Raw genomic sequence first — 13847 nt, 5'->3', positions numbered from 1 at the left:
ATTTGACTTTCTAAATTTACTCTACGCCAAATTGCGTAATAGCCGTTAAATTTGAACCAAAAATCCTAAATATCAAGAACGGCATATCCGCTAGGGCGTTTCAAATTTGCTCGTTTTCATACAAAAAAACTCCAAATTTTGTTTTACTATCCGATTTAAATACCAAATTTAACTTAAATGCTATAAAATTATCGTTACGAGTTAAATTTGATAAGGAAAAATATGCTGATAAAAACTGACGCCCCCGTCTGGGTCGATATCTCGCGCTGCAAGGCGTGCGATATCTGCGTGAGCCGCTGTCCTGCGGGCGTGCTGGCGATGGCCGTCGAGCCGCGCGCAGTGCTAGGCAAAACGATCGAAGTGGTACACCCGGAGGCCTGTATCGGGTGCCGAGAGTGCGAGCTACACTGCCCCGATTTTGCTATTTACGTGGCGGAAAAGGGCTTTAAATTCGCCAAACTAACCGCCGAGAGCAAAGAGCGCGCTACCGCCGTAAAAGAGAATAAATTTGAAAAATTAGAGGCGGAGCGATGAGCGAATTTTTAAATAATAACGGCGGCAAAAGAGAGGTCATCGCTAGCGGCAACGAGCTGGTCGCGCTTGCGGCGGTGGAGTGCGGGTGTAACTTTTTTGGCGGCTATCCGATCACGCCAAGTAGCGAGATCGCGCACGAACTAAGCGTGCTGCTACCAAAGCACGGCGGTAAATTTATCCAGATGGAGGACGAGATCGCAGGCATCTCGGTAGCGCTTGGAGCCTCGATGAGCGGGGCAAAGGCGATGACTGCAAGCTCGGGTCCCGGTATCTCGCTAAAGGCCGAGCAGATCGGGCTTGGCTTTATCGCGGAGGTGCCGCTAGTGATCGTAAACGTCATGCGCGGCGGACCTAGTACGGGGCTGCCTACTCGCGTGGCGCAGGGCGATCTCCTGCAGGCGAAAAACCCAACTCACGGCGACGTAAACAGTATCGTTATCGCGCCATCAAGCCTAGAGGAGTGCTATACGCAGACCGTTCGCGCGTTTAATCTCGCCGAGCGGTTCATGACGCCCGTGTTTTTGCTGCTAGACGAAACGATCGGACACATGCACGCAAAGGCCGTATTGCCGCAGACTAGCGAGCTAGAGATCTACTCGCGTAAGCAGTTTGGCGGCGATCCCGCGGACTACCGTCCGTACAGGGCCGCAGCAGACGAGCCTGCCGTGCTAAATAAATTTTTCGGCGGTTACCGCTATCACGTCACTGGCCTTCATCACGGTGAGACGGGATTTCCGACCGAGGACGGCGCGGTCGTGGACTACAACATCAAGCGTCTTTTTAACAAAATAAATGCGCACGCGCATGAGTTTGAGCTTTGCGAGGAGTTTATGCTGGATGACGCGGAGATTTGCATTATCGCGTTTGGCTCCGTGGCTCGCGCGGCAAAAGAAGCGGTGCTAAATTTACGCGAAAAAGGCGTGAAAGTAGGACTTTTTAAGCCTATCACGCTATTTCCGACGCCAAGCGAAAAATTACGCGAAATATCGGCTAAATTTAGCAAAATTTTAATCTGCGAGTTAAATTTGGGCCAGTACGCGGGCGAGATAATAAAAGCTACACTAAGAGAGGATTTTAAAACGCTGCTAAAAGCCAACGGTCGTCCGATCAGCCCGCAAGAAATCGTGCAAAAAATAGGAGAATTTGATGGCATTTAACTACGACAACTACCTACGCACGGACAAAATGCCGACTCTGTGGTGCTGGGGCTGCGGCGACGGCGTGATACTAAAGGCGTTAATCCGCGCGATCGACAGGCTAGGCTGGGATATGAACGACGTGTGCGTGGTCTCGGGCATCGGCTGCTCGGGACGCTTTAGCTCCTACATCAACTGCAACACCGTCCACACGACGCACGGGCGCGCGATCGCCTATGCTACGGGTATCAAGCTCGCAAACCCGGATAAACACGTCATCGTGGTAACCGGCGACGGCGACGGACTAGCGATAGGCGGCAATCACACGATCCACGGATGCCGCAGAAATATAAATTTAAACCACGTTTTGATAAATAATTTCATCTACGGGCTAACAAACTCCCAAACCAGTCCGACCACGCCGACTGGCTTTTGGACGGTGACGGCGCAGTACGGTAACGTAGATCCGAATTTCGACGCGTGCAAGCTCGCAACCGCCGCAGGAGCGACATTTGTAGCGCGCAGCAGCGTGATAGAGCCGGCAAAGCTAGAAAAGATATTTGCCGAGGGATTCGAGCACGACGGATATAGCTTTTTTGATGTATTTTCAAACTGCCACATAAACCTGGGCCGTAAAAACAAAATGGGCCAAGCTACGCAGATGCTAGAATGGATCGACGGTCGCACGGTGAGCAAGGCTAAATTTGACGCTATGAGCGAGGATGAGCGGGAGGGTAAATTTCCGCTAGGAGTAATGCATAAAGACGAGTCGCGCATGGAGTACACGAAGGCCTACGACATGGTGATAAAAGCCGCTAGAGACGGCGAGAAAATCGACTTTGGAGCGCTAAAATGAAAAGGCAGCTAAGATTCGTCGGAGTGGGTGGCCAGGGCGTGATATTAGCGGGCGAAATTTTAGCCGCGGCCAAGATCGAGGAGGGCGGATACGGCGTCAAGGCCTCGACCTACACCTCGCAGGTGCGCGGAGGGCCGACGAAGGTCGATATCATTTTGAGCGAGCGCGAGATATTTTACCCCTACGCAAACGAGGGCGAGATCGAGTTTATGCTCGCCACCGCGCAGGTTAGCTTCGAGCAGTTTAAAGACGGCGTAAAAGAGGGCGGTATCATCGTCGTGGAGCCAAATTTGGTACGCGCTAGCGACGAGGACAAAAAGCGCTGGAAAATCTACGAAATACCGATCATCTCCATCGCTAAAGACGAAGTGGGCAACGTCATAACCCAAAGCGTCGTCGCGCTCGCAGTCGCCGTGCAGATGAGCGGCTGCCTAGATACTGAGCTAGTTAAACGCGTAATGCTCTCAAAAGTACCTAAAAAAGTCTACGCCGAGAACGAAAAAGCCTACGAGCTGGGGCTCAAATACGCCAAAATTTGCATAGAAAACGGCAAATAAAAGCGTGATTTGAAATAAGATAAATTAAGTATCATTTCGTTATAATTCAGGTATTAATTTATTTGATTTTAAGGAGAACAAAATGAGCGTTGGTATTTTTTACACGACGACAAAAGGGCACACAAAGAGCGCGTGCGAGTATCTAGCCGGCAAAATAGGAGCGCAGCTAATAGACGTAAAGGGCGCAAGGGCGGAGGATTTTGCTAAATTTGACGTCATCATCGTGGCGGCGCCTAGCTACGGCGACGGCGAGTTGCAGTCTGATTGGGCGGAGAAACTACCGCTTTTAAAAGCCGGTAGTAAAGGCAAAAAAGCCGCCATCATAGCCATCGGCAATCAAGCCAACCATCCGCAAACGCTTTTTAGCGGCGCGGTGGATTTTCTGCCGTATCTAAAAGATGCGCAAATTTTTGGCGCTAGCGACGTGGACGGATATAAATTTAACCACTCCGCATTTTTATTAAACGGCAAATTTATCGGTCTTGCGCTTGACGTTAAGGGTGATGAAAACTACGCAAAACGCATCGACAAATGGGTTGAGCAAAACAAGTCTAATTTTTAATTTTCTACTTTCCGCCGCTTTGCTAGTTAATTTGCGGAGCGGACGACTCTCTTTTTATTTTTAAAAATTGCGATATCAAATTTTAACGATGAGTAAAATTTGATAAATCTTGATACTTGTAAAAAAATACGAGAGATAAAAAGGGGCTGAATTTTAGCCCCTTTTAGTTTTAAACTTAGCTTAGCGTCGTGTATCCGCCGTCTACGTCGCTAAATCCAGTGCTGTAAGCTACGCCGGAGATTTTGACTAGGGTGTCGCTGCCTTCTTGATAGCCGTCTATGCCGTCGGTATTTAACGCTAGATACGCGTCAAATTTATCAGCCCCTACGTTTTCTAAGAAATAAGCCCCTTCGCCTGCTTTTAAATTTGCTAGCTTTTCCGTCAAATTCGACGAATCCGTGCCGTCTGCCGCTTTTGAGATTTTAGCGATATTATCAGGTAGTTTTATCTTCTCGCCTTTAGATATCTGCATCATTTTGCCGCCCGCATCTATTGTTATCTTTTTGGCGTCCGGATTTTGAGCGATGGTTTCTTTGAGATCAAATTCCTCTTTACCTAAAAACGACCCGTTGTTACCCTGGGCTTTTGAGATTAGAGAGATTTTATCCGAGTCTATGTTTTCATAGATTTTAAACGTCGTTTGAGTATCGCCGACATTGGCTACAGCTTTTTTACCTAGTGCCTTATCAGTTATGGTCGCAGTGCCTTTAAAGCCCTTAGTTACGTCATTTAGCGGGCTTAGATCCCAAGGCGTAGATAAATCCATCGTAAGCGCAGATTTTGTTGCTAGCAAGGAAGTTTCATTATCGGAGCCAACGTCAAATTTGATCGTTTTATTGGCATATTCTGCGCTTGTTATTGTAGCTGATTTTATCTGCTCGTTTTCGTAGGTTACGTCTATGGTTCTATCATTTTGACTATATGACGAGTCTTGCAATACCTGTTTTATCAGTTTATTTGAAGCATCGTAGGTTTTGGTTACGGTTTGAACGACTCTGCCGCCTTCATTATTACTTAGGGATTTTACGATCTCGACGTTTGGCGTAGATTTGTCTATCTCGTAGACTTTTGCTCTGGTTTGCCAGCCGGTAGTATTTAGCACCTTTTCGTTTTTATCAAAAAAGACCCCTTGGGCAAATTTAAACCCGCTATTTTCATCTTGAGCTCTTTCAAAAACTATTTGATAAGTTTTATTCGTCGCGGTATTTACGTATTCCCAAATTTTAGATTTGCCGTCTACTACGTCTTTAGCTACCGCGTTTTGGAAAGTAGACGGAGTAGGGGCGGTAAAATCGGAGTTTAGTTTTTTGTAGATCGATGTCGCGCCGTCTTTTAGCTCCGTAAATTTACTTCTATTTTCGACGTCTTTTACCTCTATTAAGGTATCGCTGCCTTCTTGATAACCCTCTACGCCGTCGGTATTTAGCGCCATATAGGCGTTAAATTTATTTTCTCCTACGTTTTGCAATAAGTACTGCGCCTTGTCGACTCCGAGCGTAGATAGCTTCTCTTCGATGTTTTGCAGATTTACGCCGTCTTGGGCTTTTGATAGCTCAGTGATGTTTGACGGAAGCGTGATTTTATCTTGAGCATTATCTAGCACGGCCATCTTTGATCCGTTTGATAGGTTGCTCGTATCGGCGTTTATGCTTATTTTTTTCAAATTTGCATTTTCTTGTAGGGTCTGGGCTATATCGAAAGTATCGACTCCGTAGCTGCTATTGACCGTATATGCAGCCTTTGACACTAGCGTCACGTCGTCCGAGAATCGTCCGTCGTATGCTCGGTAGACTACTTCGCTATTTCCGATATCGGCGGTCCATTTCGTATTTAGCGCGCTATCTGTTACCGTGACTTTGCCTTTGTAGTTGAAATTCGGCGTAAGAGGACTTAGATGCTCCGGCGAGCTTGCGTTTTGATACAGTTTGCCTTTGTAGTCTAGATTTTCGCTATCTTTGCTGATTTCAAAGTCTATTTCGGTATTTGCGTATTTAGGATCGGTTTTTCTAGCGTAGCTTAACTTGCCGTCTTCGTAGGTTAGGGTGAGTTTTTGCCCGTCGCTTCTCTCTAGTACTTTTTCTTCTAGCACGCCTTTTTCGTCAAATTTATCTCTGGTGATGTCGCCTACTTTTGAGACGCTAGGAGTGTATTCTTCGGTTACCTTGTAGCCGTCTTTTTCGTAAAATTTATAGGCTTTGATCTTGTAATCCTTGATCATATTTTCGCCGTTATAAAATTTACCGTCCGGCATATCGACTTTTATGTCGGAGTTTTCGGGCTGAGCGTCTCTTTTGCCAAATTCAATCCTATATGTAACGCCGCTAGTATCGTTTGTGTATTCCCAGGCGAGAGCTTTGCCGTCTTTTACGTCGATCGGTTTCATGGCTGCTTTGCCCGTTAGCTCCTCAACTTTATAAACGTTGTTATCTTTGTCGTCTTGCGATACTACGTCTTTTATGACGTCGTATTTTGCTTTTATGAAATTTATCTCCGCATTGTCGGTGCTATCTAGAGTCTTTATGCTGTCTATGTGGGATTTTATATAGTCAAAGTTTTTAACGATATTTGCCGAAGTATCTTTTATTACAAATTTATCGCCATTTGCTTTTTTGTTTTTTAGAGCTGTAAAGGTAGCGATATCTAGCGTAAAATCCTTACTATCGTCTATAAAAAATTTCTCTACCGAACTGCTTTTTATCAAATTTAAATGATCGCTCGTTGCGTTATGTAGCCAAATTTTACCTTCGGAAATTTTGTTTAATAACGCTTCGGTAGCTTTATTTGCATCCATTGTGAAACTTCCCTCGTATTTTATGGATGAAACATAAGCGAGTTTTGCAGCTATTTTTTCTATATTGTTTTGGATGACACCTCCCTCGTCTTTTATGATAAATTTGACATTTGAGCTACTATTTGCAGTTTCCTCTAAAAATGTTTTAGCGTCTACTTCTTTTATAATAGGGCTAGGCTTGCCACCGCCAGAATTACCGCCACTGTTTCCTCCTTGTCCCGGATTGCTTGGAGTGTTTGGAGTGTTTGGCGTATTAGGAACGTCCGGAGTATTTGGAGTATCAGGCGTATTTGGAATATCCTCTTTAGGTACTATCTGTTTTATCTCGTCTTCGCTTTTACCCGTTACTTGGGATAAAATCTTAACCTTATTGTTTTGCTTGGCGGATGCTTCTAATTTGGTTTCATCTACGGTTAGAGTTCCTTTGTTATCTTGTATAACCTTTTGTATATCGCTAGCTTTTAAAGAAGAAGATATATTGCCGTTAATATCTACGAAAGCTTTTAAGGCGTTTTGTATGCTTCCGCTAGGAACGTTTTCTATACTATCTGCCACCATATTTGAAGCAAGTACTTTATTTACTAAAAGATTATGAGCCGCTTTGGTGGCTTCATCGGTACTGTTTGAGTATTTAGGATCAAGTGCTGCTTTAAGAAGCTCGCTTGCTATAAAGCCTTTATCTATTCCTTCTTTTAGTTTATTTACCCAAAAGGCTTTACCTTCTTTATCTATACCCGTACTCTTACCTAGTACGTTTTCATAGATATGATTTATAAACTTTTCGTCGGTATCTAGATTGCCTCCAAAATACTCTTTTGCTGCACTGGTATTAAGCATAGCGTTTGCAATATCTGCCATACTTAGGTTTTGAGTATTTGCTGCGTTTAGCCAGAATTTACTTCCGGCGCCTTCACTGGCTCTACCAAATAAGGCTACGTATAGAGCTGATATTTGTGATTGGGTTAGGGACATGGAAAATCCTTGAATGTTAGAATTTTTCAAATACGAGCACTAGGTATTTGAAATTTTATTATTATATATTACAAATATAAAAACAAAACTTATATTTTAACCGAATACAAAATAATAAAAAAGAAAAGGTTGGGTTGCTAAAATTTACAGATAATTAAAATTATATTATTCAAAAAGTATTTAGGTGATAAAGCGAATCGATAAAATTTTTTATAAAGCGATGTTTTTAAAAAAGAGCAAAAAGAAAAGCCTACGGTTTTATTTTCCAAAAAGCTTCTTTATAGCGCCGAAAAAGCCGCCTGAGCCTTCGTTTTTGTTGCTTTCTTTTTTACTTTTGTCTAGCTTCATCGCTTCGCTTAGTTGCTGAGCCGCCGTATCGGCGTAGATAAACGCGCCTTCTGGGTCGCAATTAAAAAGATTTGAGTAGCACTCAGAATCATTTAAATCAATCGGGTTGGGTATAATCACGTCGGTTGCCTCAAACAGTCCGTAGCTGTTTTCTACGCTAAATTTAACCGCGCTTAAAAATGCGGGCAAATTTTGGGCGTAAAAATCATCCGTTTTTTGCTTGATATTGCCACCTGCGTTGTAGTCCTGCCAAAATTTAGCCAAATTTGCCGCGCTTATAAACGCGCCCGATGAGTAGTTTCCGTCAAATTCGCCAGTAAATTTAGCTTTTATCTCGGGCGGTATAACACCGCTTATGTCGCTTAGATACCGCTTAAATTCGCCATGCTCCTGCGCCAAAAAACTAAACGCCGTACCGCGCGTGTAGAAGTACTTTCTAAAAAATCCCTGCACGGTAGCGAGTATGTAGCCATGGCTGACCGAAAAGCTCTCGTTATCTTTGGTTTCAAGCGCGATTTTAAGAGTATCGATGTACTTTTGCGCGTAAAAATCCTCCATGCCGTACTCTTTTGCAAGCCTCTCTACGACCGACCAGTCGCCCTCTCTCGCGCTTTTTAACGCGTCAAAATACCACTGCTTTATCTCGCTTTCGTTGATCGGATGATAACTCACGTCGTAGCCCATTTTGGCTCCTTTTTAGGTAGATTTTTCTAAATTTATACGGATCTCGACCGATCTACGCGTATAAAATCGACCCCAGACGAATCATATTCGAGCCGCATTTTATCGCTAACTCAAAGTCGCCGCTCATGCCCATGGAGCAAATTTGCGCGCCGCGAGGTTGCAGATTTTCGTAAATTTTACGCGTCGTCTCAAAGCTCTTTTGTATGGCTCGCTCGTCATCAACGTGCGCGCCGATACTCATCACGCCGACGGGTTTTAAAAATTTACACTCCTGCGCGATTTGCAAAAACACATCCTGTGCGGCTTCTGGCGAGATGCCTTGTTTACTATCTTCGTAGGCCGAGTTTATCTGTAGCAGGCAAGGTAGCTCATAGTCAAGTCTCTTATCCACCGCAAGTGCGGCCTCTACGCTCTCGCAGCTTTGCCAAAGAGCGGGCTTGAGCGCTAGGAGATGGTTTATTTTGTTGCTTTGAAGTCGTCCGATAAAGTGCCACTCAATCGGCAAATTTGATAAAATTTCGCTCTTGTTTTTGAGCTCTTGCACGCGGTTTTCGCCAAAGCTCGTTTGTCCTTGCCTAAAAAGCTCTAAAACCTCTTTAGTCGTTACGTTTTTGCTTACGGCGATTAGCTTCACGGCCTCGCCCGTGCGCGCGTTTTCGATGCGTTCTAAAATTTGTGCGAGCTTCATTGTCCAACTCCGCTTAGGCGCATTACGTCGTTAAAGGTCGCAAACGCCATCAGGCAGAGCAAAAACGCCCAGCCGCAGTAGGTGAGGCCGATATAGACTTTTTCGTTCATCTTGCGGCGGAAAACGAGCTCATAAAGGTTGAAAAATATATGTCCGCCGTCAAGCGCCGGGATAGGCAGTAGGTTTAGCACGCCTAAATTTACGGAGATCAGCGCGGCGATGATGAGTAGGGTCGAGACGCCGATGCCTGCGGCCTTTGAGGTGATGTCGGTGATCTGGATGATGCCGCCCATCTCTTTTAGCGGTACGACGCCTGCGATGAGCTTTTCAAGCCCCGTAAATATGAGCTTTGAGGCGTTTACGGTCTCAACGAGCGCGAATTTTAGCGAGCTAAAGCCGGTATTTCGTATCGTGACGGCCTCGCCTGAAGGCGAAATGCCGATGAGCGGTTTTTCTATCTTTTCGCCAAATATCGTCATGCTTTGCCCGATTTTAGGCGTCAAATTTATCGTTTTTATTTCGCCCGCACGCTCGAGCGTGATCGCGGTGGAGGTTAAATTTACGTTTTTGCTTATCTCGTCCCATTCGCTGATTTTGATGCCGTTTATGTTTAAAATTTTATCGCCTTTTTGCAGTCCGGCGCTTGCTGCGGCGGAGTTTTCAAGTACTTTGCCCACAGTCGGCGCTAGCCTTTCTACGCCGATATGTCCGAGCGCGATAAAGATAAAAAACGCTAAAGCGAAGTTAAAAAACGGTCCGGCAAAAAGGATGAAAATGCGTCCTAGCGGGCTAAGCCTCGTATAGCTGTCGGCATCCTCGTTTTTTAGCCCCGGTTTGGAGTCCTCTTGCCCTTTTAGGCTAACGTAACCGCCAAGCGGTATCGCGCCGATGGCGTACTCGGTGCCGCCGATGGTTTTTGAGTAGACGCTTTGCCCAAAGCCCACGCTAAATTTTAAAACGCCGACTTTTAGCATGCGAGCGGCGAGAAAGTGGCCCAGCTCGTGAAAAAATATAAGAAACGAAATCACCAAAACCGTGATCAAAAAGTGCCACGAATACGCATAAATGCCGACGGCTAGCAACGCCGCCACAAAGATAATGCTTTTCAAAATTTACCTTTAAATTTGATTTTACCGCTCGAGTTTATCGCTGAGTAAAACGGCGATAAATTTCGTGCTCGGGTTCGCGTCAAGCGCGATCTTTAGGCTCATGGTAAGCGGTACGGCCAAAAACATACCGCCGATGCCGAACAAAAATCCCCAAAAAAGTAGGCTCAAAAGCACTACAAGCGTGCTGATACCAAGGCCTTTGCCAAGAAATTTTGGCTCGATAAAGTTGCCGATGACGACATTTACGACCGCATACAGCGCCGCAGTCCAAGCGCAAGCCGCCGCGTCGTTTAGCAAAAGCGCCACCAAAAGCGCGGGAACGGCCGCGATGATAGAGCCGATAGTCGGGACAAAATTTAGCACGAAAGCCAAAATCCCCCAAAGCGGCGCGTAAGGCACGCCGATGAAATTTAGCCCGATAAATATAAAAACGCCCGTCGCAAACGATGCCGCGGACTTGATCGCGAGATAGCGTTTGAGATTTGATATAAACGTATCTACGATCTGATTTGTTTGCGGATTTTTACTCGCAAAATACTCGACTTTTTGAGAAAATACCTGCACCTCAAAAAGCATAAAAGTAACGAGTAAAAAGACAAAAAAGCTCTTTGAGGCAAGCTCCGTGCCGCTTCTTAAAAATCCGCCCATTACGGCAAAAAGTTTATTGATATCAAAGTCTGCGGGCGCGGCGACGCTGTTTGGGTCGATGAGGCCGCGGCTAGCTAGTATGTGGTGATAGTGGTCGGCGAGGGCTTTAAATTTGCTCTGAAGCTCGGGCATATAGCTAACTAGCCCGTTGATCGTCTTTAGCACGGTGTTTGCGATAAAACCAAGCGACAAAAACACGACCGCCGTAACGAGCGCAAAGGCTAAAACGCGCGGAAATTTGAGCTTTTCTAGCGCATTTATCGCAGGCGTCGCCACTATAGCGATAAAAACCGCCATTAAAAATGGCAGAACTACGACGCTAGCGGCCTTTAGCCCGGCTGCTACCACGACGAAGCTCGCTAGATAGATTATGGCGTTTCCGGTTCTCAAATTTACGCCTTTTTGGCTTGATTTTTAACGTGCCTTACATAGGCGTTTACGTACTCAAAGCCCGAATACAGCGTCAGCGCGACGCTAAGCCAGAGCAAAAACTCGCCAAAAGGCCACTGCATGGTTAAAAAGCCGATCGCGATCATCTGGCAGACGGTTTTGACCTTGCCCGCCATCGATGCGGCGACCTCTACGCCTTCGCCCGCCATCACGACGCGAAATCCCGTGATAAAAAACTCGCGAACGAGGATGAGATACACGGCCCACGGGCTCGCGCGGTCTATCATCATGAGCCCTAAAAACGCGCCAAGAGTCAGCATCTTGTCAGCAAGCGGGTCGATCACGGCTCCAAGCTTGGTCTTTTGATCCCACGCGCGCGCGATAAATCCGTCGAAAAAGTCCGTGACGCTAGCGATCACGAATACAAGCGCGGCAAAGTAGTTCATCCAGCTAACGTGCACGCCTGAGAAGGAATTTACGCTAAGTAGCAGCCAAAACATCAGAGGTGCGAGAAATACGCGCAGGAAGGCTAGGGCGTTTGGTAAATTTAGGCTCATTTATTTGTTCTTTCTTTTTGGTTTCGGAGTTTAAAATTTGACGGCTCGGCGCTAAAGCCCGCGTAAAATTTGCCGACCCGAATTTTGTTTGATTTGGTCGGTCGCGGATTTGCGCTTTGGTTAAATTTGCTCGTCGCTTCGTCAAATTTGAGCGATTTTGGATTTAAATTTAACGGCAAAAAGCGTTTCGATTCTTTTAAATTTAAATCAAATTTAAAATATTCGTCCGAGTCGCAAAATTTGCTTTTAAATTTTAAATTTTCAAATTTAGCCTGCAAACGCATTAAATTTATACTGCCGAATTTGCCCGAAATGCGAGCAACCGACAAAGGAGCGCAGGCTAAATTTGCTTTTTTCATTTAAACGTAGTACCGCCGTCGATGATGAAGGTATGACCCGTGACCCAGCTAGCTTTTGAGCTACAGAGAAACAAACATGCGCCGGCGATATCTGCGGGCTGACCCATGCGGTTTAGCGGGCTTAGTTCGGCCGTTTTGTCGCGCACTTCTTCGTAGTTCGTAAAAGCCCTAAGCGCGTCCGTCTCGATCGGGCCGCCACTAACGACGTTTACGCGGATGTTTTTTTCGCCAAGCTCGGTGGCCGCATAGCGCGCCATAGCCTCTACCGCGGCTTTAGCGGTGCCGTGGCCCGCGTAGTTTTCGATATAGACGAGATTGCCCGTCGATGATAGCGAGATGATACTACCGCCGCCCGTTTTTTCCATGCGTTTTGCGGCTTCTTGCGCGCCCACTACGAATGCATTTACTGTCGCGGTGAAAATATTATTGATACCGCGAGGGCGAAGTTTCATAAATTTAGTATATCCGCCTGCTACCGGGCGACCCGAGATGATTGCGTTTGAGATGAAAAAATCTATACGGTCAAAGTCTGCGTCGATCTCTAAAAATAGATCTTTGTAGGTCTCGGGCTCGAGTATATTTAGCGCGTAGGCTCTAGCTTTTATGCCGTACGTCGCCTCGAGCTCGGCGGCTTGGGTCTTGGCTAGCTCTTCGTTTGAGTTGTATGTAAAGGCGATATTTACGCCCTTTGCGGCAAATTCCTCCACGATGGCGCGTCCGATGCCGCGCGTTCCGCCGCTGATTACTAGAGTTTTGCCTTTAAATTCGTTTTCGCAATTCATTAAAATCCTTTTATATTATATTGTTTTATGGTTTGTTCGATTTTTTTGAGATTTTCGGCGCTCGGCTCGCAAAGCGGCAGGCGGTACTCGAGGCTTGATATGAGCCCGGCGATATACATAGCTGCCTTGACCGGGATCGGATTGCTCTCGCAAAACATTATTTTATTTACCGCATAAAGATCGTCGTTTATGGCTTTTGCGCGCGCAAATTCGCCTTTTAACGCAAAGTGGGTCAAATTTGAGATTTCGTCCGGGAGCAAATTTGCCGTGACCGAGATCACGCCCTTGCCGCCGTTTGAGAGGATAGGGTAGTTTATCGCATCCTCGCCGCTGATGACGGACAAGGTAGGCTCGTGCGCGAGCAGATCGACGCAGCGCTCGATGCTGCCGGTGGCTTCTTTTACACCGTAGACGTTCTCGCACTCTTTAAACAGTCTAAAAACCGTGCACGGCTGGATATCTACGCCCACGCGGCCCGGGACGTTATAGAGCAGCACCGGGATTTCGACGCTTGAAGCGATCGCTTTGTAGTGGCGGTATAGGCCTTCTTGCGTTGGTTTATTGTAGTATGGGGCTACCGAGAGGATACCGTCTGCGCCGTGATCTTGCGCGAATTTTGCAAGGCCTACCGCCTCGTGAGTGGCGTTGCTACCCGCACCCGCGAGTACTTTTACGCCGGTATTTTTGCAGGTATTTACGGCTATTTCGATGCAGATTCTATGCTCGTCGTGCGTTAGCGTCGCGCTCTCGCCCGTCGTGCCTACGGGTACGACCGCGTCGATGCCGTTTGCGATTTGTCTTTTGATTAACTTTTCATAACCGATTTCGTCTAGTTTGCCGTCTTTAAAAGGCGTAATCAGCGCCGTCATAGCGC

At 46.3% G+C, this 13847-nt stretch carries 14 protein-coding genes; 5 read left to right on the top strand and 9 right to left on the bottom strand.

Features of this window, described 5'->3' with window-relative positions:
• The first annotated feature begins 222 nt into the window (after window positions 1-222).
• The 5 genes from H7R39_RS08765 to H7R39_RS08745 all read left to right on the top strand — a co-directional run bounded on the left by H7R39_RS08765 (window position 223) and on the right by H7R39_RS08745 (window position 3645).
• A complete protein-coding gene (locus H7R39_RS08765) occupies window positions 223-534 on the top strand; it encodes a 4Fe-4S binding protein (protein WP_185898871.1) in 312 nt (103 codons plus the stop codon).
• Window positions 531-1691, top strand: coding sequence for a 2-oxoglutarate synthase subunit alpha (locus H7R39_RS08760; protein WP_185898870.1), 1161 nt, complete (start codon window positions 531-533; stop codon window positions 1689-1691). Before H7R39_RS08765 ends, H7R39_RS08760 begins: the two co-directional genes overlap by 4 nt.
• Entirely contained in the window at window positions 1681-2526 is an 846-nt protein-coding gene (locus tag H7R39_RS08755) for a 2-oxoglutarate ferredoxin oxidoreductase subunit beta (RefSeq protein WP_185898869.1), read from the top strand. Before H7R39_RS08760 ends, H7R39_RS08755 begins: the two co-directional genes overlap by 11 nt.
• Window positions 2523-3083: a 2-oxoacid:acceptor oxidoreductase family protein gene (locus H7R39_RS08750; RefSeq protein WP_185898868.1), complete on the top strand. Its 561-nt coding sequence runs from the start codon at window positions 2523-2525 to the stop codon at window positions 3081-3083. Before H7R39_RS08755 ends, H7R39_RS08750 begins: the two co-directional genes overlap by 4 nt.
• A gap of 82 nt (window positions 3084-3165) precedes the next feature.
• Window positions 3166-3645, top strand: coding sequence for a flavodoxin domain-containing protein (locus H7R39_RS08745; RefSeq protein WP_185898867.1), 480 nt, complete (start codon window positions 3166-3168; stop codon window positions 3643-3645).
• A gap of 175 nt (window positions 3646-3820) precedes the next feature.
• Here H7R39_RS08745 and H7R39_RS08740 read toward each other — a convergent pair whose 3' ends face one another.
• The 9 genes from H7R39_RS08740 to dapA all read right to left on the bottom strand — a co-directional run bounded on the left by H7R39_RS08740 (window position 3821) and on the right by dapA (window position 13842).
• The gene (locus H7R39_RS08740) at window positions 3821-7408 is read right to left on the bottom strand and encodes a DUF4214 domain-containing protein (protein WP_185898866.1); all 3588 of its coding nucleotides are present in this window, start codon (window positions 7406-7408) and stop codon (window positions 3821-3823) included.
• 258 nt (window positions 7409-7666) lie between these two features.
• Complete coding sequence (locus tag H7R39_RS08735; protein WP_185898865.1) at window positions 7667-8440, bottom strand: hypothetical protein; 774 nt, start codon at window positions 8438-8440, stop codon at window positions 7667-7669.
• Window positions 8441-8492: 52 nt separating this feature from the next.
• The gene (locus tag H7R39_RS08730) at window positions 8493-9128 is read right to left on the bottom strand and encodes a YggS family pyridoxal phosphate-dependent enzyme (protein WP_185898864.1); all 636 of its coding nucleotides are present in this window, start codon (window positions 9126-9128) and stop codon (window positions 8493-8495) included.
• Window positions 9125-10237 (bottom strand): RIP metalloprotease RseP, encoded by a 1113-nt coding sequence (gene rseP / locus H7R39_RS08725; RefSeq protein ID WP_185898863.1) that lies wholly within the window; start codon window positions 10235-10237, stop codon window positions 9125-9127. The genes H7R39_RS08730 and rseP overlap by 4 nt, the downstream gene beginning before the upstream one ends.
• Before the next feature lie 21 nt (window positions 10238-10258).
• The gene (locus tag H7R39_RS08720) at window positions 10259-11254 is read right to left on the bottom strand and encodes an AI-2E family transporter (RefSeq protein WP_407644573.1); all 996 of its coding nucleotides are present in this window, start codon (window positions 11252-11254) and stop codon (window positions 10259-10261) included.
• 23 nt (window positions 11255-11277) lie between these two features.
• Window positions 11278-11832, bottom strand: coding sequence for a CDP-diacylglycerol--glycerol-3-phosphate 3-phosphatidyltransferase (gene pgsA, locus H7R39_RS08715; protein ID WP_185898861.1), 555 nt, complete (start codon window positions 11830-11832; stop codon window positions 11278-11280).
• Window positions 11829-12191 carry a hypothetical protein gene (locus tag H7R39_RS08710; RefSeq protein WP_185898860.1) on the bottom strand — a complete coding sequence of 121 codons (363 nt, stop codon included), beginning with the start codon at window positions 12189-12191 and terminating at the stop codon, window positions 11829-11831. The genes pgsA and H7R39_RS08710 overlap by 4 nt, the downstream gene beginning before the upstream one ends.
• The gene (locus H7R39_RS08705; RefSeq protein WP_185898859.1) at window positions 12188-12973 is read right to left on the bottom strand and encodes an enoyl-ACP reductase; all 786 of its coding nucleotides are present in this window, start codon (window positions 12971-12973) and stop codon (window positions 12188-12190) included. Before H7R39_RS08705 ends, H7R39_RS08710 begins: the two co-directional genes overlap by 4 nt.
• Window positions 12973-13842, bottom strand: a complete 870-nt coding sequence (dapA, locus tag H7R39_RS08700) for a 4-hydroxy-tetrahydrodipicolinate synthase (RefSeq protein ID WP_221892130.1) — start codon at window positions 13840-13842, stop codon at window positions 12973-12975. The genes H7R39_RS08705 and dapA overlap by 1 nt, the downstream gene beginning before the upstream one ends.
• Window positions 13843-13847 lie beyond the last annotated feature (5 nt).

This window comes from Campylobacter massiliensis (genome assembly GCF_014253065.1).
GTDB classification, from domain to species: domain Bacteria; phylum Campylobacterota; class Campylobacteria; order Campylobacterales; family Campylobacteraceae; genus Campylobacter_A; species Campylobacter_A massiliensis.
This window is presented reverse-complemented; position numbering and strand designations above follow the sequence as displayed.